The sequence below is a fragment of the Amycolatopsis nalaikhensis genome (assembly GCF_030264295.1).
Lineage (GTDB): Bacteria > Actinomycetota > Actinomycetes > Mycobacteriales > Pseudonocardiaceae > Amycolatopsis > Amycolatopsis nalaikhensis.
On the sequence record NZ_CP127173.1, the window covers coordinates 7,725,010 to 7,749,029 of the forward strand.

Here is a 24,020-nt window from a genome sequence, read left to right on the forward strand (position 1 = left end):
GCGCCCGGGGCACCGCGCTCTCGAGGGGGTCGAGGCCGGCTGCTGGGCTGAACCGTCACCCGAGCCTAACCGCGCTCGCACCGGTCGCAACCGACGTTGCTCCGAATGGGCGGCCCGCCGCGCCGCGGTGGTGACCGCTTGTGCCCGCCCTGACCGGGATGCAGTAATCTCGCGCCGGACCCGTTAAAGCGCTAGCGGCCCACTGGTGGGCGCGCGCCCTGGGTCCTTCCCCGGTCCAATGCGCCCTGAGGAACGGAAGAGGGGCGTTTCTGGATGACGGGCGGCCATGAGCAGCTCACCGCGCGGCTGGACGAGGTCACGGTCGCGATGGAGTCGCTGACCGCGATGCTCGACACCGAGCTCGATCTCGGCCAGATGCTGCAGGCGGTGTGCGACCACGTGGTGCAGGTGGTGCCGGGGGCCGACATGGCGAGCATCACGCTGGTGCGCGAAGGCGTCCCGGAAACGGTGGCCAGCACCGACCAGCGGGCGGTGAACTTCGACCGCGAGCAGTACCGGATCGGGGACGGCCCCTGCCTGCGCGCGGCCGAGACCGGGCAGCCGGTGCGGGTCGGCGTCGGCGCGGTCGGAGACCTGTGGCCGCAGTTCGTGTCCTCGGCCGAGCAGCTGGGCGTGGCGAGCTTCCTCGCCGCGCCGCTGACCGTGGACGAGGACATGTCGGGCGCGGTGAACCTGTTCGGCTTCGGCGAGCACGGCTTCAGCGAACTGGGTACGAAGATCCTGGAGCTGTACACCGCGACGGTGGTGTTCGGCCTCCGCAGCGCCCGCCGCTACTTCGCCGCGCGCGAGCTGGTCGACCAGCTCAACCGGGCCCTGGAGACCCGCGCGGTGATCGACCAGGCCAAGGGGATCCTGATGGCGGCGCACCGGATCACGGCCGAGGAGGCCTTCCAGCGCCTGGTCAAGCGCTCCCAGGACGGCAACCGCAAGCTGCACGAGGTGGCGGCGGAGTTCGTGGCGGCGGTGGCGACGACCTGAAGGGGACTTTCCTGGCATCACATGCGCTGAAGGGGACTTTCCTCGCGTCAGATGCACTGAACGTCCCCTTCAGCCCGCGTTAGCCGGCCGGTACCTCGTCCGGGGGTGACTCGGTCTCGGCCACCGCGTCCGGGCGGTGCCGGCTGCGCTGGCACGTCGTGCAGATCAGCGTGCGGCCCAGCACCTTGCCGTCGTCGGCGACGACCTGGGCGACGTGCATCGTCTGGAAGCCGCAGACCTCGCACGGCAGCGAGCCGTCCTCGCGGCTGATGCGGATCTGGGTGCCCATCCGGCCTCCTGGTGTGACGTGGGTCTCACCTACCATGCCCGTTCCGAGGCCGGAACCGGCCGAATTCACTCATTCGGCCTAACGTCCGGCGTCTCCTGGTCACCATCGGGGCCTCTTGTGTTTCGTGCAGTGATCCGGGGTAACCAGCCGTCGAAGGGTTCACGGGGAGTACCGGAGGGGAGCCGAGATGCGAGACAAGCGGAACGACCTGCGGCCGGTGGCGGACCTCCTGCTGGACGGCGGGGACTCACCGGAGCAGGCGCGCACCCGGCGCAAGGCCGCGCTGGCCGTCGCGGCGCGGGCGGCGGACGCCGACGACTGCGCGCAGCTGCTGGAGATGCTGGGCCTGCACCGCGGCGGCGACCGCGGCAGCGAAGTCGCCTGACCGGCGGCAGGCGAGGAGGTCGACATGGCCAGGCCCGTCTGGAGCGGGGCGCTCAGCCTGGGGTTGGTCACCGTCCCGGTGGAGCTGTACCCGGCGGTGGCGGACCACACGATCCACTTCCACCAGTTCGAACGCGGGACCTCGGACCGGATCCGCAACCGCCGCGTCAACGAGCGGACCGGCGAAGAGGTGGACAAGGACGAGATCGTCAAGGGCTACGACCTCGGTGGCGGCGACCACGTGCTCGTCGAGCCGGACGAGCTGGACGAGATCGCGCCCGAGCGGTCGCGGCGGATCGACATCGAGCAGTTCGTCGAGCTGGACGAGATCGACCCGTGGTTCTTCGACAAGACGTACTGGCTGAAGCCGGCCAAAGAGGACTTCGCCAAGGCGTACGGCCTGCTGCTGCAGGCCATGGACCGCAGCGAGAAGGCCGGGGTCGCCAAGTTCGTGCTGCGCGGCAAGGAATACCTCTGCGCGGTGCGCGCGGGCGAAGACGTCATGGTGCTCAACACCCTCCACTTCGCCGCCGACCTGCGGAAGCCGAAGGACGTCATGGGCGGGCTGCCGAAGCTGCCGAAAGCGCGGCCGAAGGAGCTCGACATGGCGCTCGCGCTGGTCGACGAGATGACCGCGCCGTGGAAGCCCGAGGACTTCCGCGACGAGTACTCCGGCCGCGTCGAAAAGCTGATCAAGGCGAAGAAGGCGGGCAAGGAGATCACGCACGAGGAGGAGCCGGAGCCCTCGGCCGACGTCGTCGACCTGTTCGAGGCGCTCTCGCGCAGCGTGAAGAACCGCAAGGGCGGCGGCGGGGCGAAGAAGCAGGAGAAGCGGCAGGACCTCGGTGACCTGTCGAAGTCCGATTTGGACAAGCTGGCCCGCGAGCAGGGTGTGAAGGGGCGGTCGAAGATGACGCGCGCCCAGCTGGAGAAGGCGCTCAAGGCGTCCTGACCGACGTGAGAGGAACCATGGCGGATCACCGACCGGGACCTCGGCTGAACGGGCCCGGCTGGCGCGAGCCGACGCTGGCCACCCTCACCGATCGCCGGTTCTCCGACGAGGACTGGATCTTCGAGCGCAAGCTGGACGGCGTCCGGGCGATCTGCGTACGCGACTCGGGCACGCCGACGCTCTACTCGCGCAACCACAAGGTGATGGACAACGCCTACCCGGAGATCGTCGAAGCCCTCGCGGCGCAAGGTGGACCGCGGTTCGTCGCCGACGGCGAGATCGTGGCGTTCGACGGTGACGACACCAGCTTCGCCGCGCTGCAGCCGCGGATCCACGTGAGTGACCCGGATCGCGCCCGCGCGACCGGCGTCCGCGTCTACTACTACCTGTTCGACCTCCTCTACTACGACGAGCACGACACGACCGCACTGCCGCTGCGGCAGCGGAAGGCGTTGCTGCGCGACGCGTTCGACTTCGAAGACCCGCTCCGGCTGTCGGCGCACCGGAACGCCGAGGGCGAGAAGTTCTACGAGGAGGCCTGCCGCCGCGGGTGGGAGGGTGTCATCGCCAAACGTGCCGACGCGCCGTACCACCACGGCCGGTCACCCGACTGGCTGAAGTTCAAGTGCGCCCAGGGCCAGGAGCTGGTCATCGGCGGGTTCACCGACCCGCAGGGCGCCCGCCACGGCTTCGGCGCCCTGCTGCTCGGCTATCACGAGGACGGCGGCCTGAAGTACGCCGGCAAGGTCGGCACCGGCTTCGACGAGAAGCTCCTGGCGTCGCTGCACGCGCAGCTGCGGAAGCGGGAGACGCGGAGCTCGCCGTTCGCCGGACCGGTGAAGGAGCGCGGCGCGCACTGGGTCCGGCCGGAACTGGTGGCGCAGATCGACTTCTCGGAGTGGACGCGTGACGGGCGGCTGCGGCACCCGCGGTTCGCCGGGCTGCGCGAGGACAAGAAGGCGGCGGACGTCGTACGGGAGCGAGCGTGACCATGGAGATTTCCCACGCGGACAAGGTGTTCTACCCCGGTGAGGGGCTGACGAAGGGCGACGTCGTCGAGTACTACCGCGCGGTCGCCCACGTCATGCTGCCGCACCTGCGCGGCCGCCCGCTGACCCTGCGGCGGTTCCCGGACGGCATCGAGGGCCAGGGCTGGTTCCAGAAACACCCGGGCGAGCACTTCCCGGACTCGATCCGCGTCGAGAGCGTCCCGCGGCGCGGCGGCGGCACCGACGACTACGTGGTCTGCGACGACGCGGAAACGCTCGAATACCTGGCCGGGCAAGGAACACTGGAGTTCCACGTGTGGCTGTCCACCGTGGACGCCCCGGAGCGGCCGGACCGGATGGTGCTGGACCTCGACCCGCCGGACGGCACGCCGGTCGCCGAGCTGCGCGCGGTGGCCCGGCGGATCCGCGACCACTACGAACGGGCCGGGTTGACGGCGTTCGTCCAGGCGAGCGGCGGCCGCGGGTTCCACGTTCTCGCGCCGCTGGACGCGAAGTCGGACACCGAGGTGGTGCTGGAACTGTCCCGCGTGCTCGCGGACGCGGTCGCGGCCGACGACCCGGACCGCCTGACCACGGCCCAGCGCAAGGAGAAGCGCGGCGACCGGATCTTCCTGGACGCCAACCGCAACGGCTACGCGCAGACGTTCGTCGCGCCTTATTCGCTGCGTGCCCGCCCCGGCGCGGCCGCCGCGACGCCGCTGGACTGGCGCGAGCTGGGCAAGGCCGAGCCGGCCGGCTGGGGCCTGGCGAAGGAGAAGCAGCGGATGGCGCGCAAGGAAGATCCGTGGCGCGATCTGGACCAGCACGCCGCCTCGGCGGAAGCGGCGTTGAAGCAGCTCACTTGAGGGTCTTGCCCGCGGCTCTGAGGTCGGCGACGAAGGCCGCGTAGGCCTCGTCGCGGTCGGGGGCCCGCAGGATCGCCGACGGGTGGACCGTCGCCACCGCGGAGGGCACCAGGTCCGCGACGTCTTCGGGCGGGTCCACCGGCTCGCCGCGGTGGGCGGTGAGCCGGAACTTCGGGCCCAGCAGCGACTGCGCGGCCGTCGCGCCCAGCAGCAGCACGAGCTCCGGGCGCACCGCGCGCAGCTCCGCCAGCAGCCACGGGCGGCACGCGACCACCTCGGTGCGGCCCGGCTTCTGGTGGATCCGGCGCTTGCCGCGTTCGTCGCGCTTGAACTTGAAGTGCTTGACCGCGTTGGTCACGTACAGCGACCGCCGGTCGAACCCGGCTTCGGCGAAGGCCTTGTCGAGCAGCTTCCCGGCCGGCCCGACGAACGGCTCGCCCGCGACGTCCTCCTTGTCGCCCGGCTGCTCGCCGACGACCAGCACCTTCGCCTCGGGGGAGCCTTCACCGAAGACGGTCTGCGTCGCGTCCTGGTAGAGCGGGCAGCCGTGACAGCCGGACGCCGCCGACCGCAACCGGTCGAGGTCGGTGGTGTCCGGCGGCTCGGCACCGCGGGAATCCGGCATGTGCCGGGAAATTCCCCTCGAGCCGTGCGGGTAAACGTGCGGGTCCGGGGTAGCCGAAGCGTAACCGACCGGAAGGAAAGGAGTTCACGATGACCACCGCACGCGACATCATGACGGCGGACGCGACCTGCGCCCAGGCGTCGGGCACCGTGCACGAAGCCGCGGTCACCATGGCGCAGAAGGGGGTGGGCGCCCTGCCGATCTGCGGCGAGGACAACAAGCTGAAGGGCATGATCACCGACCGCGACATCGTGGTGAAGGTGCTGGCCGAGGGCAAGGACCCGCGCGCGGTCCACGTCGGTGAGCTGGCCCAGGGCGAGGCCGTGACGATCGGCGCGGACGACGACGCCGAGGAGATCCTGCGGACCATGTCCGAGCACCGCGTCCGCCGGCTGCCGGTGATCGACGGCCACGAGCTGGTCGGCATCGTCGCGCAGGCCGACGTGGCCCGCGCCCTGTCGAACCCGACGGCGGGCGAGCTCGTCGAGGCGCTGTCCTACGACTGATCGGTTCCCGATTCCCCGGCGAGCCGCGCGGGTACCCGAAGGGTATGACGCGCAGCCGAGGAAAAGTGGAGGTCGCGACCCGCGTCGCGCTGGACGGCCCCGACGACCTGGCCGAGCACTACACGCCGGGCGTCGCCGACCAGGCGAGGCGGGTCGCCGACGACCCGTCGGTGCTCGCCCGCGAGACGGTCAAGGCGAACTCCGTCGCGATCGTCTCCGACGGGTCCGCCCTGCTCGGGCTCGGTGACCAGGGCCCGGCCGCCGCCCTGCCGGTGATGGAGGGCAAGGCGGCGCTGCTGAAGCGCTTCGCCGACGTCGACGCGTGGCCGATCTGCCCGGTCAGCCGGGAGCCCGACGACCTGGTGCGGACCGTGAAGGACCTGGCGACGTCGTTCGGGGCGATCAACCTCGAGGACATCGCCGCGCCGCGCTGTTTCACCGTCGAACGGCGGCTGCACGACGAGCTCGACATCCCGGTGTTCCACGACGACCAGCACGGCACGGCCGTCGTCGTGCTCGCCGCCCTGCACAACGCACTGAAGCTGACCGGGCGCGAGCCCGAGGGCACGTCCGTGGTCATCGCCGGGGCGGGCGCCGCGGGCAGCGCCATCGCGCGGCTGCTGCTGCGCGCCGGGTACCGGTCCGAGGGGCTCGTCGTCTGCGACAGCGAAGGCGTGCTGCACGAAGGCCGCGACCTGGTGGGGGAGAAGCATTGGCTGGCCGAGAACACCAACTCCGGCGGTGTCACCGGCAGCGTGCGCGACGCGGTGCGGGAAGCGGACGTGTTCATCGGCGTCAGCGCCGGCGGCCTGCTCGACCCGGGTGACGTCGCCACGATGGCCGACCGGGCGATCGTCTTCGCGCTGGCCAACCCGGACCCGGAGGTCGACCCCGAAGCCGCGCGCGAGCACGCGGAGGTCGTGGCCACCGGCCGCAGCGACTTCCCCAACCAGATCAACAACGTGCTGGCGTTCCCCGGCATGTTCCGCGGCCTGCTCGACTCCGGCGCGCCCCGGGTGACCGCGCCGATGCTGCTGGCGGCCGCGCATGCGCTGGCGGACGTCGTCGGCGAGGACGCGGACGCGGGGCACATCGTGCCGAGTGTGTTCGACGAGGAGCTGGTGCCGTCGGTGGCGGAGGCGGTCGCCGGCGCGGCGAAGGCGGCCGGTTAGTCCACTGTGGAGCTGTCCGCAGTGGACTTGCGGGCCGACTCGGCGCGGGCGATGTGCCACGCCACGAGGGCACCGGCGGCGACCGTGCCCCACAGCACGAGGCCGGCGTTCCTGGCGAACAGGCCGACGATCAGCATCACCACCGCCGTGACGTCGCAGAGCACGAGCAGCAGGTTGGCGCGCCACTTCTCGCGCAGCGTGCGGCCGCTCAGCGCGGCGGCGAACGCGGGGTCGCTCGCCTGCAGCTCGGCCTCGATCTCGCGGAGGGCGTGGCGTTCGCGTTCCGGCAACATGGGATCCTCCTCGCCTCGGCTACTCCGGGGATACCCGCTCCACGCCCGTCCGAAGCGGCACTTTCACGTGAAAGTGCCGCGCCTTCAGTGGTTGTCGCGGGGGATGCCCTTGGTCGCCGCGATCCGCTGGTAGGCCACGGCCGGGCGCAGCACCATGCCGTCGCAGAGCTGGTCGACCATCGACCGCTGGATCTCCTGCCACGGGGTCTGCGACTCGGGCACCGGGTAGCCGCCCGCCTCCGCCAGCTCCTTGTGCCGCAGGGCGAGCCTTCGTCCGGGATCAGCACGTCCGCGGTGCCCGCGCCGAGGTCGATCCGGACCCGGTCGCCGGTCCGCAGCACGGCGAGCCCACCCCCGGCGGCGGCTTCGGGGGAGGCGTTGAGGATCGACGGCGACCCGGACGTGCCGGACTGGCGGCCGTCGCCGAGGCACGGCAGCTCGTGCACGCCCCGCTTGATCAGCTCCGCGGGCGGCCGCATGTTCACCACCTCCGCCGAGCCGGGGTAGCCGAGCGGGCCGGTGCCGCGCATGACGAGCAGCGAGTGCTCGTCGACGCCGAGGTCCGGGTCGTCGATGCGGGCGTGGTAGTCCTCCGGCCCGTCGAAGACGACGGCGGTGCCCTCGAACACGCCACCGGCCAGGTACCGCCGCCGGAACTCGGGCGAGATCACGCTGGACTTCATGATCGCGGCGTCGAAGAGGTTGCCCTTCAGCACGAGGAACCCGGCGTCTTCGGTCAGCGCGGTGTCGAAGGTGCGGATGACGTCGCGGTCGCCCGCCTCGGCGTCGCGGCAGTTCTCGCCGAGGGTGCGGCCGTTGACGGTGGGCGCGTCCTCGTGGACGAGGCCGTGCCGCATCAGCTCGTGCACCACGGCCGGGACCCCGCCCGCCCGGTGGAACTCCTCGCCGAGGTACTTGCCGGCCGGCTGCAGGTCGACCAGCAGCGGAACGGCGTACCCGAGCCGTTGCCAGTCCTCGAGCGGCAGGTCGACGCCGATGTGCCGGGCGATCGCGCCGATGTGGATGGGCGCGTTGGTGGAGCCGCCGATGGCGGAGCTGACGACGATGGCGTTCTCGAACGCTTCGCGGGTGAGGATGTCCGACGGCTTGAGGTCTTCGCGCACCATCTCGACGATCCGCAGCCCGGTGCGGTAGGCCATCCGGGCCCGGTCGCGGTGCGGAGCCGGGATGGCCGCGCAGCCGGGCAGGCTCATCCCGAGGGCTTCGGCGAGCGCGTTCATGGTGGAGGCGGTGCCCATGGTGTTGCAGTGCCCCGGCGACGGCGCGGAGGACGCGACGAGCTCCATGAACCCGGCATCGTCGATCTCCCCGGCGGCGAGCAGTTCGCGGGCCTTCCAGACGATGGTCCCGGACCCGGTGCGCTCACCGTTGAACCACCCGTTGAGCATCGGCCCGCCGGAGAGAACGATGGCGGGGATGTCCACGGTCGCGGCGGCCATCAGGCAGGCGGGGGTGGTCTTGTCGCAGCCGGTGGTGAGCACGACGCCGTCGATCGGGTAGCCGTAGAGGGTTTCGACGAGCCCGAGGTAGGCGAGGTTCCGGTCCAGCGCGGCGGTGGGGCGCTTGCCGGTCTCCTGGATGGGGTGGACGGGAAACTCGATGGCGATCCCGCCCGCTTCCCGGATGCCCTCCCGGGTCCGGTCGGCCAGCTGCAGGTGGTGCCGGTTGCAGGGGGTGAGGTCGGAGCCGGTCTGCGCGATCCCGATGATCGGCTTCCCGGACTGCAGCTCTTCGCGGGTGAGACCCCAGTTCATGTACCGCTCGAGGTAGAGCGCGGTCATCCCGGGGTCGGCGGGGTTGTCGAACCAAGCTTCGCTGCGCAGTCCCATACCGGCCAGTCTGGCAACGCGGACCGCGGAATGCACGCCCCCGCCGAGACGTCGTGAATGAGTCATTCAGGTCTTGGGAGGTCTTGAACGACTCATTCAGGACGGCGGTCGAGCGGGGCGTGCGCCGCTGCGGGCGGGGGTGGAGCGCGCCGGGTGAGCGCGGCGGCGCCGAGCGGGGCGCGCAGTGCAGGCGGGGTTGGGCGCACGGGGCGCGGGGCGCGGTGCGGCCATGCGGGCAGGACCGGGTCGCGCCCGCGCGCTGGGTGCTGTGCGGCATGCGAGCTTCCCGCGCCCGGCGCGGGCGGGCTGTGCAGGTTGCCCGCGCTCGGCACGGGGGAGAGCCAGCGCCGGTCACCCGCGGAGTGCCCGCCCCGGCAGCGAGGTCGCGAATGACTCATTCGCGACCTCGGCGGTCCCCAATGAGTCATTCGCGACCTCGGCGGAGCGGGGAACCTCCGCCGCGCGGCGCAACCGGCGGCCGTGCGCGGGCGACCTCGGCGGCGTGCGGGCGAATCTCGGCCGCGCGACCAACGTGCGCGGGACGGCGGCCGGGCCCGGGCCCCGGCGACCCGGGTCCGGCCGCACCCCTCGGGCGGCCGCGGCGCCGGTCAGGGCGGCGCCGCGGAACCGCCGGGCTCAGCCGAGGCCGTTCAGCCCGATCACCCTCGCGTACCAGTGCGCGCTCTGCTTCGGCGTGCGCCGCTGCGTCTGGTAGTCCACGTGGACCAAGCCGAACCGCTTCGCGTACCCCTCCGCCCACTCGAAGTTGTCCAGCAGGGACCAGTAGAAGTACCCGCGCAGGTCGACGCCCGCCTGGATCGCGTCGTGCGCCGCCCTCAGGTGGGAATCCAAGAACGCCACCCGGTCCGTGTCGACGATGTCGCCTCCGTCGCCGATGACGTCCGGGTACGCCGCTCCGTTTTCCGTGATGTACAGCGGTACCGAGCGGTAGCCGCGGTGGACCTGCAGCAGCGACTCCGTCAGGCCGGCCGGCTGGACCTCCCAGCCGGAGTCCGTTCGGGGGGCCGCCGGGTCCGGGACGAAGTGGACGTCGCCCGCGCCGACCCACTCCGGGCCCGCCGGCTCGCTGCCCGGCACCGGGCGGCCCGCCACCCGGTAGTCGCGGTAGTAGTTCACGCCCAGCCAGTCGACGTGCGCCGCGATGGTCGCCTCGTCGCCGTCGCGGACCACGGACTCCAGCCCGAACGGGGCCAGGTCGGTCACCAGGTCGTCCGGGTAGCCGCCGCGCAGGACCGGGTCGAGGAACAGCCGGTTCTGCAGGCCGTCGATCCGGCGGCACGCCGAGACGTCGGCGACGTTCGCCGGGTCGTGCGGGGCCACCGGGTAGAGGTTCAGCGTGATGCCCGCCGGGACCTCCGGGGCGTGGCGGCGGATGATGTCCATCGCCAGCCCGTGCCCGAGCAGCAGGTGGTGGGTGGCCGCGACGGCCGCCGGGTGCTCGGTGCGGCCCGGCGCGTGGATGCCGCCCGCGTAGCCGAGCATCGCCGCGCACCACGGCTCGTTCAGCGTCGACCAGCTCGCGACGCGGTCGCCGAGCCGGGCCAGCACCGTCTCGGTGTACTCGGCGAACCGGTAGGCGGTGTCGCGGTTGGTCCAGCCGCCCTTCTCCTCCAGCGCCTGCGGCAGGTCCCAGTGGTACAGCGTCGCCCACGGCTGGACGCCCGCCTCGAGGAGGCAGTCGACCAGCCGGTCGTAGAACGCCAGCCCGGCCGCGTTCGGCTCGCCGCCGTCCGGGCGCACCCGCGGCCACGCCAGCGAGAAGCGGTAGGCGCCGAGGCCGAGGCGCCGCATCAGGGCGACGTCTTCGGTGTACCGCCGGTAGTGGTCGGCCGCCGGGTCGCCGGTGTCGCCGCCCACGACCGCACCCGGACGGCGCGCGAAGACGTCCCAGACCGAGTCGGTGCGCCCGTCGGCCGTGGTGGCTCCTTCCACCTGGAACGCCGCCGTGGCGGCGCCCCAGACGAAGCCAGGCGGGAACATCAACGCGGTCTCCGCCCGAACGCTGTCGGGATGTACGGACATGTTCACCCTTTCACGGCACCTTGCATGATCCCGGCCACGATCTGGCGGCCGAGGAGGACGAAGACGATGAGGATCGGGATGGTGGCCAGGGTCGTTCCGGCCAGCACCAGCGAGTAGTCGACGTAGTAGCCGCTCTGGAGCTTCTCCAGCGCCACCTGGACGGTCGGGTTCCCCGCGTCCAGCACGACGAGCGGCCACAGGAAGTCGTTCCACGACATCATGAACGTGAACATCGCGAGGATCGCGGCGGCCGGGCGCACCGCGGGCAGGCAGACGTTCCAGAAGATCCGGATCATGCTGCAGCCGTCGACGCGCGCGGCCTCGATCAGCTCGTACGGCAGCGCGTCCACTGTGTACTGCCGCATCCAGAACACGCCGAACGCGGTGACCAGGTTGGGCACGATCACCGCCGTCAGGCTGCCCGCCCAGCCCAGTTCGGACATCGCGATGAACAGCGGGATGATGCCCAGCTGGGTGGGCACCGCGAGCGTGACGACGATGAACACGAACAGCTTGTTGCGTCCCCGGAACCGCAGTTTCGCGAAGGCGAACCCGGCCAGCGAGGAGAACAGCACCGTCGTCAGCGTCACCGTGCCGGACACGATGAGGCTGTTGGCCAGCGCCTTCCAGAACGGCACGGTGTCGAACACGCGCGAGGCGTTGGCGAAGAAGTTGCCGCCGGGCACGAACGGCGGGATGCGCTCGGTGAGCATCCCGTTGTCGCGGCTGGCCACCAGGAACGACCAGTAGAACGGGAACAGCGAACCGAGCACGAAGATCGCCAGCACGACGTAGGTCGCCTTGCGCGGCTTGCCGAGCGTGGCGACCTTCCGCCGCAGTCCACTCTGGAGTGTGGTCATTTCTTCTTCACCGCCGGGGTGCGGGCGATCCGGCCGGTGAGGAAGAAGTTCACCAGCGCGATGAGCACGATGATCACGAACAGCACCCAGGCGATCGCCGAGGCGTAGCCGAGATCGGCGTTCTGGAAAGCCGTTTGGTAGAGGTACAGCGTCACGGTCTGGAACTGGTTGGTGGAGCCGCCGTTGTTCGACCCCGGCATGGCGTCGAACAGCTTCGGCTCGGTGAAGATCTGCAGGCCGCCGATCGTCGAGGTGATGGTGACGAAGATCAGCGTCGGCTTGAGCAGCGGCAGCGTGACGTTGAAGAAGCGGCGCCATGTGCCGGCGCCGTCGATCAGCGCCGCTTCGTGCAGCTCCTTCGGGATGGCCTGCATGGCCGCCAGCACGATCAGGGCGTTGTAGCCGGTCCAGCGCCAGTTGACCATGATCGCGATCGCGACGTGGCTGCCGAAGCGGCTGGCCTGCCAGTCGACCGGGTCCAGCCCGATGGTCTGCAGCACGCCGTTGATCAGCCCGTACTTGGGGCCGAAGAGGTTGGCGAAGATGATGCCGATGGCGACGAGGCTGGCCGCGTACGGCAGCAGGATGCCCACCCGCCAGCCGGTCGCGCCGCGCAGCCGGGCGCCGAGCAGGGCCGCCAGCAGCACGGCGATGATGAGCTGCGGGACGCTGGAGAGCAGGAAGATGCTGATCGTGTTCGTCAGCGCGTTCCAGAACTGCGCGTCGGCGAAGAGCTCCCTTGAAGTTGTCGAGCCCGATGAAGTCGGGGTCGTCGCTCCCCGCCTCCCACTTGAACAGCGAGACGTACGCGGTGTACAGCAGCGGGAACAGGCCGACGATCCCGAAGAGGATGAAGAACGGCGCGATGTAGAGGTACGGCGAGACCTTGACGTCCCACCGGCTCAACCGGTGCCGGAAGGTGGGCCGGGGAGACGTGCGCTCCCCGGCCTTGCTCCTTTCCGGCGCGACCTTGTCGAGGACGGTCATCGGCTCAGCGCGTGATCTTCTTCGCGGCTTCGACCATCTGGTTCCAGCCGTCCGCGGCCGACTTGCCCTGTTCGACCGCCTGCAGGGCCGGGCTGGACGCGTTCTCCTGGATCTGGCCGTCGCCCGGGCCCTTGTACTGCGGCTTCTGGACCTTCTTGGCCTGCTCGGCGAACAGCTCGCCGACCTTCGTGCCGCCGAAGTAGTCGTCGGTCTTGCTCAGCAGCGCGGGGTCGGAGAGGGCCTTGACCTGGCTCGGGAAGGTGCCCTTGGCCTGGAACGCCTTGATCTGCTGCTCCGGCGCGGTCAGCCAGGCCGCGAGCTCGGCGGCCTCCTTCGGGTGCTTCGACTGCGTCGGCACGGTCAGGTACGAGCCGCCCCAGTTGCCGCCGCCGCCCGGGAACGCCGCGGTGACCGCCCACTTGCCGGCGTTCTCGGGGCCGGCCTGCTCCTTGATCACGCCGAGCATCCAGGCCGGGCAGACCTTCGTGGCGAACGCGCCCTGCTTGAAGCCGGTGTTCCACTCGTTGCTGAACGCGGTGAGCTTGGCCGACTCGCCCTTGGCGACGGCGTCGGTGACCTTGGTCCAGGCGTCCTTGATGCCCTGGTTGCTCTCGACGGCCAGCTTGTCGTCGTTGCCGATGTAGCCCTGGGGGAGCTGGTTGACCATGGCGTTGAAGTTCTGGGCGGCCGAGTCGAACCAGGCCTTGCCGTTCGACTTCTTCACGAAGTCCGCGCCGGCGGCGAAGTAGCTGTCCCAGGTGGCGAACAGCGGCTTGACCGCTTCGGGGTCGTCCGGCAGGCCGGCGGCCTTGAACATGTCCTTGCGGTAGCACATGGCGAGCGGGCCGATGTCGGTGCCGTAGCCGATGAGCTTGCCGTCCTTGGTCTTGGCGGCTTCGTACTTCCAGGGCAGCCAGCGGTCGGGGGAGGCGTCGGCCGGCCCGATCTTGCTGAGGTCGTTGAACTTCGAGCCCTTGTCGAGGAAGTCGGACAGGTGGCCCTCTTCGAGTGCCGTCACGTCCGCGAGGCCCGAGCCGGCGGCGAGCTTGGTGACGAGGTCCTCGTGGTAGGGGCCGCCCTGGCCGGTCTTGCGGTGGGTGATCTTGATGTTGGGGTGCAGCCGCTCGTACTCCGGGATGAGGGCCTCGTAGCCGAACTCGGTGAACGTCGCCAGCGTCAGGTCGACGTGCTCGTTCGGGCCCGCCGCGGCCGGGGTCTGCTGGTCACCGCCCCCGCTGCAGGCCGTGGCGCCGAGCGCCGTCATCGTGATGCCCAGTGCGAGGACCAGGCCGTTCCGGATCGTTCTCACGTGTCCAACCACCTTGTTGACGGGAATGAGCGCTCTCACTGCTGGGAGGCCGACTGGGAGCGCTCCCAGGTGTCGGAGAGTCTGGTGGGGGGCTTCACCGGTGTCAAGAGGTCGTAACCGGAGCGTTTCCTGCGAGGAGCGCTCCCGGACGTGGCTGTCCGTGACCGTTAAGCTGTCGACGTCAGGGTGGTCGTGGGTGAGCGAGGGCGGTGCCGTGGGGCCTCGAGCAGGGGATGAGGAACGTCCGACGTTGGAGGACGTCGCGGCGTTCGCCGGCGTGTCGCGGTCGACGGCGTCACGGGCGTTGAACGACGACGCGTACGTCAGCGCGACGGCGCGCGAGAAGGTCCTCGCCGCGGCCCGTGACCTGGGCTATTCCCCGAACCAGGCGGCGCGGTCGCTGGTCACGCGCCGCACCGGCGCGATCGCCGTGGTGCTCTCCGAGCCCGAGGCCCGGCTGCTCGACGACCCGTACCGCACGGCCGTCATGCGCGCCGGGTACCGCGAGCTCGCCGACGTCGGCCGCCAGATGGTGCTCATCTTCAGCGACACGCGCGAGGACCTGAGCAAGACGGTCCGGTTCCTCGAGGGCGGCCACGTCGACGGTGCGCTGGTGTTCGCCCCGCACCGCGCCGACCCGCTGCCCAAGGCGCTGCGGCTGCTGCGCATCCCGGTCGTGTTCGGCGGCCAGGCGGCCGGCATCCGCCGCGGGGTGCACGTCGTCGACTTCGACAACGAGGGCGGCGCCCGGCTGGCGGTGGAGCACCTGGTCGCGAACGGGCGGCGGCGGATCGCGACGATCGCCGGCCCCCAGGACCAGAGCGCCCCGATCGACCGGCTCGCGGGCTGGCGCAAGACCCTGCTCGACGCCGGGCTCGACCCCGCCGACCTGGCCGAAGAGGCCGACTTCACGCTGTCCGGCGGCGCGAACGCGATGTCGGCGCTGCTGGCCCGCCACCCGGACCTCGACGCGGTGTTCGTCGCGAGCGACATGATGGCGGTGGGGGCGCTGCGGACGCTCGACGCGGCCGGTCGCCGCATCCCGGACGACGTCGCGGTGGTCAGCTTCGACGACAACGCGACGCTTGCCCCGGCCATGGACCCGCCGCTGACGTCGGTCCACCAGGACCCGCGGGAGCAGGTGCACGCGATGGTCGAGACGCTGATGCAGCTGCTCGACGACCAGAACCTGAAACCGCGGCAGCAGATCCTGCCGGTCTCGCTGGCGGTCCGCGCGTCGAGCTGACCGCGAGCTGAAGGGGACTTTCCTGGCGTTAGATGCGAGGAAAGTCCCCTTCAGCGCGCCACATGCACTGAAGGTCCCCTTCAGCCCGGGCTGGTGAGATGTACGCGTTCGGCCCTAAACGCTGTTCTTTCGCAACTCAATGTGATCGACACGCTAGGCCGTTCGAGTGAACTGCCGACGATCGGTGGCGGCTGTTCAGGAGTGTTCAGTGCCTCCTCCTTCGCCGGACGCGCCGAAGTGACGTCCGGCGGCGCGGTGTCCTTCTGACTCGATTCTTTACATCCAGGTTTCCGGCTGGCTACCGTCTGCGCCTGGAAGCGCTCCCAGATCGCTGGCTCCCTACGGACAAAGGAGTTCCGCAGCCATGCGTTCCTCTCCCCGAATGCGCCGCCTGCGCGGCAGACCGCTCGCCCTGGCCACGGCCACGGTGGCGGTCGCCGCCGCGCTCGTCGCCCCACCCCCGGCGCTCGGCGCCGACGTCGCCTGTTCGGTCACCTACACCACCAACGACTGGGACACCGGGTTCACCGCCAACGTCTCGCTGCGCAACGACGGCGCCCCGCTCGACAGCTGGCAGGTCGGCTGGACCTTCCTCGACGGGCAGAAGGTCCAGCAGGGCTGGAGCGCCACCTTCGCCCAGACCGGCGCGGCGGTCACCGCGACCAACATGTCGTACAACGGCCACCTCGGCACCGGGGCGAGCACGTCGTTCGGCTTCAACGGCTCGAAGGGGTCGGCCAACCGCCCGCCGACGGACTTCTCCGTCAACGGCACCGCGTGCACCGGGGCCAACAAAGCCCCGACCGTCAGCCTGACCTCGCCCGCGTCGACCGGCACCTACTACGCCCCGGCGACGATCCCGCTGGCGGCGACCGCCGCCGACGCCGACGGCACCGTGAGCAAGGTCGAGTTCTACGCCGGTGACACACTGCTCGCCACGGACACGGCCGCGCCGTTCGAAGGGAGCTGGGCCAACGTCCCGGCCGGGACGTACTCGGTCACCGCCAAGGCCTACGACAACAAGAACGCCTCGACCACGTCCGCGCCGGTCAGCGTGAAGGTCCTTTCCGGACCCACGATCGTCGCCGCCCCGGCGACGGCCCAGGTCAAGCAGGGCGGGACGACGACGTTCGCGCTCACCCTCGCCGGCGCGCCCACCGCGCCGGTGACCGTCGCCGTGGCCCGGACCGCGGGCAGCACGGACCTGACCGCGAGCCCGGCGAGCCTCACCTTCACCCCGTCGAACTGGAACGTGGCCCAGAACGTCACGGTCACCAGCGCCGACAACGGGGGAGAGCTGGGCAGCGCGACCTTCATCGCGAGCAGCAGCGGTTACGCCGCCGCGACGGTGACGGTCAACGAGATCTCGTCGTCCACTTCGGACTACCAGCTCGCGTTCCTGACCCAGTACAACAAGATCAAGGACCCGAACAACGGCTACTTCCGCAAGTTCGGGAACATCCTGGTGCCCTACCACTCGATCGAGACGCTGATCGTCGAGGCGCCGGACCACGGCCACGAGACGACGTCGGAGGCGTTCAGCTACTACCTGTGGCTGGAGGCGTCCTACGGCCGGATCACCGGTGACTGGGCCCCGTTCAACCAGGCGTGGACGTCGATCGAGACGTACGCGATCCCGTCGGCCGCCGACCAGCCGGGCAACTCCGGCTACAACGCGAGCAAGCCGGCGACCTACGCGGCGGAGTACCCGAGCCCGAAGTCGTACCCGTCGCAGCTGCAGAGCGGCGTGTCCGTCGGGGCCGACCCGATCGCGGCCGAGCTCAAGGCGGCCTACGGCTCGGCGGACGTCTACGGCATGCACTGGCTGCTCGACGTGGACAACATCTACCAGTTCGGCCACTGCGAAGACGGCACGAACACCGCGCCCGCGTTCATCAACACCTTCCAGCGCGGTTCGCAGGAGTCGGTCTGGGAGACCGTCACCCAGCCCAGCTGCGACGTCCTGAAGTTCGGCGGCAAGAACGGTTACCTCGACCTGTTCACCGGCGACTCGTCCTACGCCAAGCAGTGGAAGTACACCAACGCGCCCGACGCGGACGCCCGCGCGGTGCAGGTGGCCTTCCAGGCCGAGAAGTGGGCCGCGGCACAGGGCAAGAGCTCCGACATCGCCGCCGTCGTCAAGAAGGCGTCGAAGATGGGCGACTACCTGCGGTACTCGCTGTTCGACAAGTACTTCAAGAAGATCGGCAACTGCGTCGGCGCGTCGAGCTGCGCGGCGGGCACCGGCAAGGACAGCGAGCACTACCTGGTTTCCTGGTACTACGCCTGGGGCGGCTCGATGGACTCCGCCAGCGCGTGGGCGTGGCGCATCGGCGACGGTGCGGCGCACCAGGGTTACCAGAACCCGCTGGCCGCGTACGCGTTGTCGGCCGACCCCGGCCTGAAGGTCACGTCGGCGACCGGCGCGCAGGACTGGGCGACCAGCCTCGGCCGCCAGCTCGAGTTCCTGCAGTGGCTGCAGTCGTCCGAAGGCGGGCTCGCCGGCGGGGCGACGAACAGCTGGGACGGCCAGTACGGCACCCCGCCCAGCGGGACGCCGACGTTCTACGGGATGTTCTACGACTGGCAGCCGGTCTGGCACGACCCGCCGAGCAACCAGTGGTTCGGCTTCCAGACGTGGGGCATGGAACGCATCGCCGAGTACTACCAGGCGACCAACGACGCCCGCGCCAAGAAGATCCTCGACAAGTGGGTCCCGTGGGCGCTGGCGAACACGACGGTCGGCGCGGGCGGCTCGTTCCAGATCCCGTCCGACCTGACCTGGAGCGGCGCGCCGGACACCTGGAACGCCACCAGCCCCGGCTCGAACACCGGCCTCCACGTCGCGGTGAAGAACTACAGCAACGACGTCGGGGTCGCCGCTTCGCTGGCCAAGACGCTGCTCTACTACGCGTCCGGGTCGGCCAACGCCCAGGCCAAGAGCGTGGGCGAGCAGCTGCTGACCGCGCTTTCGGCGAACGCGGACACCAAGGGCATCGCGGTGCCGGAGACCCGGAGCGACTACAACCGGTTCGACGACGCCTACAACGCCACCACCGATCAGGGCCTGTACGTCCCGAGCGGCTGGACCGGCACGATGCCGAACGGCGACGCGATCAGCTCCAGCTCCACGTTCCTGTCGATCCGCTCGTTCTACAAGAGCGATCCGCAGTGGCCGAAGGTCCAGTCCTACCTGGACGGTGGCGCCGCGCCGACGTTCACCTACCACCGGTTCTGGGCGCAGTCGGAGATCGCCACGGCGTTCGCCGCGCACGTCGCCCTGTTCGGCTGAAAGGCACTCGATGAAGCGACTGCTCGCACTGGCGGTCGCCGCACTGGTCGGGGGCGCCGTTCTCACGGCGTCCCCGGCCACCGCGGCCCCCGCCCCGGAGCTTTCACGTGAAAGCTCCGGCCTCGCCGGAACCGGCACCGGGTACTGGCACGCCGTCGGCTCCCAGCTCGTCGACGCCACCGGTGCGCCGGTCCGGATGACCGGGATCAACTGGTTCGGCGCCGAGACCGGCAACTACTCGCCGCACGGCCTGTGGAGCCGCAACTACAAGGACATGCTCGACCAGATGGCGAGCCTCGGCTACAACACGCTGCGGCTGCCGTACTCCAACCAGCTGTTCGACGCCGGGTCGAAGCCGACCAGCATCGACGCCGTCCAGAACCCGGACCTGCAGGGGCTGTCCGGGCTGCAGGTGCTCGACAAGATCATCGCCTACGCCGGCACCAAGGGCATGCGCGTGCTCCTCGACCGGCACCGGCCGGACTCCGGCGCGCAGTCCCCGCTCTGGTACACCAGCGCGTACTCGGAGAGCCGCTGGATTTCCGACTGGACGATGCTGGCGCAGCACTACCGGGGCAACACCACAGTGATCGGCGCCGACCTGCACAACGAACCGCACTCGATCCAGGGTGGCGGCGGCGCGTGCTGGGGCTGCGGCGACACCGCGACCGACTGGCGGCTCGCCGCCGAACGCGCCGGGAACGCCGTGCTGGCCGCGAACCCGGACTGGCTGATCGTCGTCGAGGGCGTCGACTGCGTCAGCGGCACCGGCGATCCGCAGTGCGGCTGGTGGGGCGGCAACCTCTCCGGGGCCCGGCAGTTCCCGGTGCGGCTGTCCGAACCGGACAAGCTCGTCTACTCGGCGCACGAGTACGCGACGTCGGTGTTCGCCCAGCCGTGGTTCTCCGACCCGGCGTTCCCGGCCAACCTGCCCGCGTTGTGGGACCACTTCTTCGGCTACCTGCAGAAGCAGAACGTCGCACCCGTCCTGCTCGGCGAGTTCGGCTCGACGCTGGCCGACCCGCGCGACAAGACATGGCTGCAGGAGCTGATGAAGTACGCCGGGACGGGCGCGACCGGGATGAGCTTCACGTACTGGTCGTGGAACCCGAACTCCGGGGACACCGGCGGCATCCTCAACGACGACTGGACCACGGTCAACCAGGCCAAGCAGGCCATCCTGCAGCCCTACCTGATCCCACCGGTCGGCGGCGGGGGTACCACGGATCCGCCGCCCGCGGTGTCGTGCGCCGTCACCTACCACGTCGACAACAGCTGGCAAGGCGGCTTCGTCGCCTCCGTGACCCTCAAGAACACGGGGACGTCGCCGCTCAAGAGCTGGGCGCTCGGCTGGACCGAGCCGTCCGGGACGCAGATCACCAGCGGCTGGAACGCGACGGTCACCCAGACCGGCCAGCAGGCCACGGCCAAGGCACCGACCTGGGCGCCCGACCTGGCCGCCGGGGCCTCGGTGGCCATCGGCTTCCAAGCGACCGGCCCTTCCGGCGGGACACCGACCGGGTTCGCCGTCGGCGCCACCTCCTGCACCTCGTAACCCGACAACGAAGAGGAGCACACTCGATGAGGAGTGAATTCTGGTCCCCGAAGAGGAAGGTGCGGCTCGCCGCGGCTTCCTCGGTGACGGCCGCCGCGGTCGTCTCGGGGCTCCTGGTGGCCGGCGGCAGCCCGGCGACCGCCGCCACCGGCTGCAAGGTCACCTACACCGTCAACCAGTGGGACACCGGGTTCACCGCGAACGTCGCGGTGACGAACCTCGGTGACGCCGTCTCCTCCTGGAACGTCGAATGGGACTTCGGCGGCAACCAGCAGGTCCAGCAGGGCTGGAGCGCCACGTTCAGCCAGTCCGGCAAGCACGTCAGCGCGAAGAACCCGTCGTGGGGCGGGTCGCTGGGCTCGAACGCGACGGCGAGCTTCGGCTTCAACGGCTCGTTCTCGGGTACGAACGACATCCCGGCGTCGTTCTCGCTCAACGGCGTCCACTGCGACGGCAGCACCGGCGGCCCGAGCACGACCCCGACGACGCCGACCACGCCCACGACCCCGACCACCCCGACGGGGCCGACCACGACGACGACGCCCCAGCCCGGGACGCACGTGGAGAACCCGTACGCCGGGGCCAAGGGCTACGTGAACCCGGACTGGTCGGCGTCGGTGACATCGGCGGCCGCGACCACGGGCGGCACGCTCGGCGCCCAGATGGCCAAGGTGGCCAACACCTCCACGGCAGTCTGGCTCGACCGGATCGCGGCGATCGAAGGCACGTCGAGCGCGCGCGGCCTGCGCGGGCACCTCGACGCGGCGCTGGCTCAGCAGAGCGGCGGCACGCCGGTGACGATCCAGATCGTCGTCTACGACCTGCCGAACCGCGACTGCGCGGCACTGGCGTCCAACGGTGAGCTGCAGGTCGCGCAGAACGGCCTGGCCCGGTACAAGAGCGAGTACATCGACCCGATCGCCTCGATCCTGTCCGACGCGAAGTACGCGCCGCTGCGGATCGTGGCGGTCGTCGAGCCGGACTCGCTGCCCAACCTGATCACCAACACCGCGACGGCCAAGTGCGCGGAGGCGCAGTCGAGCGGGGCGTACGTGCAGGGCATCCAGTACGCGCTGAACAAGCTGCACGCGATTTCCAACGTCTACAACTACCTGGACATCGCGCACTCGGCGTGGCTGGGCTGGGACAGCAACTTCGGCCCGTTCGTCAACCTGATCAAGCAGACGCTGCAGGGCACGACGGCCGGGGTGAACAGCGTCGACGGCTTCATCAGCGACACGGCGAACTACACCCCGCTCACCGAGCCGAACCTGCCCGACCCGAACCTGAACGTCGGCGGGCAGCAGCTGAAGTCGGCGACCTTCTACCAGTGGAACCCGTACTTCAGCGAGGTGCCGTTCGCGACGGCGATGTACAACGCGTTCGTCTCCGCGGGCCTGCCGAGCGGGATCGGCATGCTGGTCGACACCTCGCGCAACGGCTGGGGCGGCTCGGCCCGGCCGTCGGGCGCCTCGGGGTCCACTGTGGACGCCTACGTCAACTCCGGCCGGATCGACCGGCGGCTGCACCGCGGCAACTGGTGCAACCAGAGCGGAGCCGGTCTGGGCGAGCGTCCGACCGCCTCGCCGGCGGCGCACTTCGACGCCTACGTCTGGATCAAGCCGCCGGGTGAGTCCGACGGCGCGAGCCAGCAGATCCCGAACGACGAAGGCAAGGGTTTCGACCAGATGTGCGACCCGACCTTCCACGGCAGCCAGCAGGCCAACGGCGGCAACCTGACCGGCGCCCTGCCGAACGCCCCGCTGTCCGGCAAGTGGTTCCAGGCCCAGTTCGAGCAGCTGGTCCAGAACGCCTACCCGCCGGTGCAGTGACAGCCCCCGGGCCGGGCGGTGCCGCGCAGCCGCCGCCCGGCCCGGGCTCCATCACAGGTCCTTGCGAAAGCTGAGCCGGTCCAGGCCCGGCCCGTCGTAGTCGGGCTGGACCGGCAGGCCCTCGAACTCCTTCGGCCCTGGTTCGGTGACGAACCCCATCCGGGTGTGGAACGCGTGCGAACCCTTGTTGACCGGCGACGTGATCGCCCGCACCACCGAGCGCCCGTGTGCGCGGCTGTAGGCGAAGAAGCGCTCGTACAGCGCCGCGCCCAGCCCGCGGCCGCGCTCGGCGGGATCGACCCCGACGAAGTGGATGTAGCTCTCGGCCGGCCGCGACGGCGAGAGGAACCCGATCAGGAACGCGACGATCCGCTCGTCCGCGGTCACCAGGAAGCTGCTGCCGGTGAAGTGCTGGAACATCAGCTTCGGGAGCAGGAGGGCGCGTTGGCGGGAACCTTCTTCACCGCCGAGCCCGCCCCACCACTCGTCGAGGACGGCGAGGACGGGCAGGTGGTCGTCGGGGCCGGGGTGCCGGACGGGGTGGCCGAGAAGCGGCGGCAGGGTGCTCATACCGGCCACCCTGCCCGCGGTCGCCGTCGCGTTCCAGCGGGTTTCCGGTCAGGGCACCACCTGGTGCACGCCGATCAGCACCTGCTGCCAGACCGCGGCCGGGTCGGCGCCCCGCTCGACGGACTTGAGCGCGGGTGCGATCACCGTCTCCTGGATCTTGCCGTCGCCGGGGCCCTTGTACTGCGGCTTCCCGACCTTCTGCGCCTGCGCGACGAAAACCTGCCCGCTCAAGGCGCCGCCGAAGTAGCCGTTCATCTCGCTGAGCAGGTCGGGCGAGGTGAAGGCGTCGACCTGGCTGGGGAAGTTCCCGCTGACCCGGAACGCGTGCAGCTGCTGCTCCGGCGCGGTCAGCCACGCGGCGAGCGCCGCGGCCTCCTTCTGGTGCGGGCTCGCTTCGGGGACGGTCAGGTAGGAGCCGCCCCAGTTGCCGCCGCCGTCGGGGAACGCGTCGGTGATCGCCCACTTGCCCGCGTTGCCCAGCCCGGCCTGCTGCTCGATGATGCCGAGCATCCACGCCGGACAGACCTTGGTCGCGAAGGTACCGAGGCGCAGGCCGTTGTTGCCGTCGTCGGCGAACGCGGTGAGCCCGGCCGACTGGCCCTGCTTCACCGCCGTCGTGACCTTGGTCCAGGCGTCGCGGAGCGCGGTGTTCGTCTCGAGCGTCGAGTGGTCTTCGCGGTCGAGGTAGCCGACCGGGAGCTGGTTGACCATGGCGTTGAAGCTCTGCGCCGCGGAGTCGAACCACGCCTTGCCGTGCGAGCGCTTGACGTACTTCTCGCCCGCCGCGAAGTAGCTGTCCCAGCTGGCGAACATCGTCTTCACCGAACCGGGGTCGGTGGGCAGTCCCGCGGCCTCGAGGAGGTCCTTGCGGTAGCACATGGCCAGCGGCCCGATGTCCGTGCCGTAGCCGACGAGCTTGCCGTCCTTGCTGCGGCCCGCTTCGTACTTCCACTCCAGCCACCGGCCGGGTTTGACGTCGGCGGGCCCGACCTTCGCCAGGTCGGCGAACTTCCCGGACTGCGCGAGCACGTCGGCGAGGTGGCCCTCCTCGACGGCCTGGATGTCGGCGAGGCCCTGGCCGCCGGCCAGCTTGGCCAGCAGGTCCTGGTGGTACGGGCCGCCCTGCTCGGTGCGCACCTGCCGCACGGTGATCCCGGGGTGGGTGAACTCGTAGCCGGGGATCAGGTCTTCGTAGCCGAACTGGCCGAACGTCGCCAGGGTCAGCGTGATCTGTTCCGGGGTGGCGGGACCGCACCCGCCGGTCAGGACGAGCAGGACGAAGGTGACGGCGAAAGCCAGCCGTCTTCGGATCAGCTTCATGTGCGCGCACTCCCTCGCGACTCACTCCCTCGTGATTGGGAGCGCTCCCGGGGCGAGTCTCGTTTCCGGGTGCGCCGGGTG

The 24,020-nt window shown here is 70.5% G+C and carries 20 protein-coding genes and 1 pseudogene; 11 read left to right on the forward strand and 10 right to left on the reverse strand.

All coding sequences use genetic code 11. The features are described 5' to 3' along the window. The first annotated feature begins 273 nt into the window (after positions 1-273). Positions 274-999, forward strand: coding sequence for an ANTAR domain-containing response regulator (locus QP939_RS37850; RefSeq protein WP_285451250.1), 726 nt, complete (start codon positions 274-276; stop codon positions 997-999). 79 nt (positions 1,000-1,078) lie between these two features. Here the strand turns inward: QP939_RS37850 and QP939_RS37855 are convergent, their stop codons facing one another. Continuing rightward, positions 1,079-1,288 carry a hypothetical protein gene (locus QP939_RS37855; RefSeq protein ID WP_285451251.1) on the reverse strand — a complete coding sequence of 70 codons (210 nt, stop codon included), beginning with the start codon at positions 1,286-1,288 and terminating at the stop codon, positions 1,079-1,081. A gap of 187 nt (positions 1,289-1,475) precedes the next feature. Here QP939_RS37855 and QP939_RS37860 point away from each other — a divergent pair, with 187 nt between their 5' ends. The 4 genes from QP939_RS37860 to ligD (QP939_RS37875) are packed head-to-tail and all read left to right on the forward strand — an operon-like array spanning position 1,476 to position 4,479. Beyond that, the gene (locus QP939_RS37860; RefSeq protein ID WP_285451253.1) at positions 1,476-1,673 is read left to right on the forward strand and encodes a hypothetical protein; all 198 of its coding nucleotides are present in this window, start codon (positions 1,476-1,478) and stop codon (positions 1,671-1,673) included. Positions 1,674-1,697: 24 nt separating this feature from the next. Beyond that, the gene (gene ku, locus QP939_RS37865; RefSeq protein ID WP_285451254.1) at positions 1,698-2,624 is read left to right on the forward strand and encodes a non-homologous end joining protein Ku; all 927 of its coding nucleotides are present in this window, start codon (positions 1,698-1,700) and stop codon (positions 2,622-2,624) included. A 44-nt stretch (positions 2,625-2,668) separates the two neighbouring features. Next, positions 2,669-3,613: a non-homologous end-joining DNA ligase gene (ligD, locus tag QP939_RS37870; protein ID WP_285459938.1), complete on the forward strand. Its 945-nt coding sequence runs from the start codon at positions 2,669-2,671 to the stop codon at positions 3,611-3,613. A gap of 2 nt (positions 3,614-3,615) precedes the next feature. Then, entirely contained in the window at positions 3,616-4,479 is an 864-nt protein-coding gene (ligD, locus tag QP939_RS37875) for a non-homologous end-joining DNA ligase (RefSeq protein ID WP_285451255.1), read from the forward strand. On the opposite strand, the gene QP939_RS37880 is transcribed toward ligD (QP939_RS37875), so the two are convergent. Then, on the reverse strand, positions 4,472-5,104 hold the full coding sequence (locus QP939_RS37880; protein ID WP_285451256.1) for a UdgX family uracil-DNA binding protein: 633 nt from the start codon (positions 5,102-5,104) through the stop codon (positions 4,472-4,474). The two genes, ligD (QP939_RS37875) and QP939_RS37880, sit on opposite strands and share 8 nt — an antisense overlap. 89 nt (positions 5,105-5,193) lie before the next feature. Here QP939_RS37880 and QP939_RS37885 point away from each other — a divergent pair, with 89 nt between their 5' ends. Together QP939_RS37885 and QP939_RS37890 are read left to right on the forward strand one after the other, a co-directional pair. After that, a complete protein-coding gene (locus tag QP939_RS37885) occupies positions 5,194-5,610 on the forward strand; it encodes a CBS domain-containing protein (RefSeq protein ID WP_285451257.1) in 417 nt (138 codons plus the stop codon). A gap of 44 nt (positions 5,611-5,654) precedes the next feature. Continuing rightward, positions 5,655-6,782, forward strand: a complete 1,128-nt coding sequence (locus QP939_RS37890; RefSeq protein ID WP_285451258.1) for an NAD(P)-dependent malic enzyme — start codon at positions 5,655-5,657, stop codon at positions 6,780-6,782. Here the strand turns inward: QP939_RS37890 and QP939_RS37895 are convergent. The 6 genes and pseudogenes from QP939_RS37895 to QP939_RS37920 all read right to left on the reverse strand — a co-directional run bounded on the left by QP939_RS37895 (position 6,779) and on the right by QP939_RS37920 (position 14,124). Further along, positions 6,779-7,075, reverse strand: coding sequence for a DUF3040 domain-containing protein (locus QP939_RS37895; RefSeq protein WP_285451259.1), 297 nt, complete (start codon positions 7,073-7,075; stop codon positions 6,779-6,781). The two genes, QP939_RS37890 and QP939_RS37895, sit on opposite strands and share 4 nt — an antisense overlap. Then, positions 6,991-8,925, reverse strand: coding sequence for an IlvD/Edd family dehydratase (locus tag QP939_RS37900; RefSeq protein ID WP_285451260.1), 1,935 nt, complete (start codon positions 8,923-8,925; stop codon positions 6,991-6,993). The genes QP939_RS37895 and QP939_RS37900 overlap by 85 nt, the downstream gene beginning before the upstream one ends. A 636-nt stretch (positions 8,926-9,561) precedes the next feature. Continuing rightward, the gene (locus QP939_RS37905) at positions 9,562-10,974 is read right to left on the reverse strand and encodes a GH1 family beta-glucosidase (protein WP_285451262.1); all 1,413 of its coding nucleotides are present in this window, start codon (positions 10,972-10,974) and stop codon (positions 9,562-9,564) included. After that, the gene (locus tag QP939_RS37910) at positions 10,971-11,828 is read right to left on the reverse strand and encodes a carbohydrate ABC transporter permease (RefSeq protein ID WP_285451263.1); all 858 of its coding nucleotides are present in this window, start codon (positions 11,826-11,828) and stop codon (positions 10,971-10,973) included. The genes QP939_RS37905 and QP939_RS37910 overlap by 4 nt, the downstream gene beginning before the upstream one ends. After that, a pseudogene (locus QP939_RS37915) lies at positions 11,825-12,815 on the reverse strand (carbohydrate ABC transporter permease). Before QP939_RS37915 ends, QP939_RS37910 begins: the two are co-directional and overlap by 4 nt. Positions 12,816-12,819: 4 nt before the next feature. After that, positions 12,820-14,124, reverse strand: a complete 1,305-nt coding sequence (locus QP939_RS37920) for an ABC transporter substrate-binding protein (RefSeq protein ID WP_285451264.1) — start codon at positions 14,122-14,124, stop codon at positions 12,820-12,822. 250 nt (positions 14,125-14,374) lie between these two features. Between QP939_RS37920 and QP939_RS37925 the strand changes: the two genes are divergently transcribed. The 4 genes from QP939_RS37925 to QP939_RS37940 all read left to right on the forward strand — a co-directional run bounded on the left by QP939_RS37925 (position 14,375) and on the right by QP939_RS37940 (position 22,049). Beyond that, complete coding sequence (locus QP939_RS37925) at positions 14,375-15,370, forward strand: LacI family DNA-binding transcriptional regulator (protein ID WP_285451265.1); 996 nt, start codon at positions 14,375-14,377, stop codon at positions 15,368-15,370. Between the two features lie 364 nt (positions 15,371-15,734). Beyond that, a complete protein-coding gene (locus tag QP939_RS37930) occupies positions 15,735-18,662 on the forward strand; it encodes a glycoside hydrolase family 48 protein (RefSeq protein WP_285451266.1) in 2,928 nt (975 codons plus the stop codon). 10 nt (positions 18,663-18,672) lie between these two features. Continuing rightward, positions 18,673-20,217: a cellulase family glycosylhydrolase gene (locus tag QP939_RS37935; protein ID WP_285451267.1), complete on the forward strand. Its 1,545-nt coding sequence runs from the start codon at positions 18,673-18,675 to the stop codon at positions 20,215-20,217. Positions 20,218-20,243: 26 nt separating this feature from the next. Then, on the forward strand, positions 20,244-22,049 hold the full coding sequence (locus QP939_RS37940; protein WP_285451269.1) for a glycoside hydrolase family 6 protein: 1,806 nt from the start codon (positions 20,244-20,246) through the stop codon (positions 22,047-22,049). A 51-nt stretch (positions 22,050-22,100) separates the two neighbouring features. Here QP939_RS37940 and QP939_RS37945 read toward each other — a convergent pair whose 3' ends face one another. Beyond that, on the reverse strand, positions 22,101-22,619 hold the full coding sequence (locus QP939_RS37945) for a GNAT family N-acetyltransferase (RefSeq protein WP_285451270.1): 519 nt from the start codon (positions 22,617-22,619) through the stop codon (positions 22,101-22,103). Between the two features lie 48 nt (positions 22,620-22,667). After that, positions 22,668-23,939 carry an ABC transporter substrate-binding protein gene (locus tag QP939_RS37950; protein ID WP_285451271.1) on the reverse strand — a complete coding sequence of 424 codons (1,272 nt, stop codon included), beginning with the start codon at positions 23,937-23,939 and terminating at the stop codon, positions 22,668-22,670. Positions 23,940-24,020 lie beyond the last annotated feature (81 nt).

Coding starts and splice junctions, on each gene's coding strand:
- QP939_RS37850 (WP_285451250.1), top strand. CDS start 274: ATGACGGGCGGCCATGAGCAGCTCACCGCGCGGCTGGACGAGGTCACG.
- QP939_RS37855 (WP_285451251.1), bottom strand. CDS start 1,288: ATGGGCACCCAGATCCGCATCAGCCGCGAGGACGGCTCGCTGCCGTGC.
- QP939_RS37860 (WP_285451253.1), top strand. CDS start 1,476: ATGCGAGACAAGCGGAACGACCTGCGGCCGGTGGCGGACCTCCTGCTG.
- ku (WP_285451254.1), top strand. CDS start 1,698: ATGGCCAGGCCCGTCTGGAGCGGGGCGCTCAGCCTGGGGTTGGTCACC.
- ligD (WP_285451255.1), top strand. CDS start 3,616: ATGGAGATTTCCCACGCGGACAAGGTGTTCTACCCCGGTGAGGGGCTG.
- QP939_RS37880 (WP_285451256.1), bottom strand. CDS start 5,104: ATGCCGGATTCCCGCGGTGCCGAGCCGCCGGACACCACCGACCTCGAC.
- QP939_RS37885 (WP_285451257.1), top strand. CDS start 5,194: ATGACCACCGCACGCGACATCATGACGGCGGACGCGACCTGCGCCCAG.
- QP939_RS37890 (WP_285451258.1), top strand. CDS start 5,655: ATGACGCGCAGCCGAGGAAAAGTGGAGGTCGCGACCCGCGTCGCGCTG.
- QP939_RS37895 (WP_285451259.1), bottom strand. CDS start 7,075: ATGTTGCCGGAACGCGAACGCCACGCCCTCCGCGAGATCGAGGCCGAG.
- QP939_RS37900 (WP_285451260.1), bottom strand. CDS start 8,925: ATGGGACTGCGCAGCGAAGCTTGGTTCGACAACCCCGCCGACCCCGGG.
- QP939_RS37910 (WP_285451263.1), bottom strand. CDS start 11,828: ATGACCACACTCCAGAGTGGACTGCGGCGGAAGGTCGCCACGCTCGGC.
- QP939_RS37930 (WP_285451266.1), top strand. CDS start 15,735: ATGCGTTCCTCTCCCCGAATGCGCCGCCTGCGCGGCAGACCGCTCGCC.
- QP939_RS37935 (WP_285451267.1), top strand. CDS start 18,673: ATGAAGCGACTGCTCGCACTGGCGGTCGCCGCACTGGTCGGGGGCGCC.
- QP939_RS37940 (WP_285451269.1), top strand. CDS start 20,244: ATGAGGAGTGAATTCTGGTCCCCGAAGAGGAAGGTGCGGCTCGCCGCG.
- QP939_RS37945 (WP_285451270.1), bottom strand. CDS start 22,619: ATGAGCACCCTGCCGCCGCTTCTCGGCCACCCCGTCCGGCACCCCGGC.
- QP939_RS37950 (WP_285451271.1), bottom strand. CDS start 23,939: ATGAAGCTGATCCGAAGACGGCTGGCTTTCGCCGTCACCTTCGTCCTG.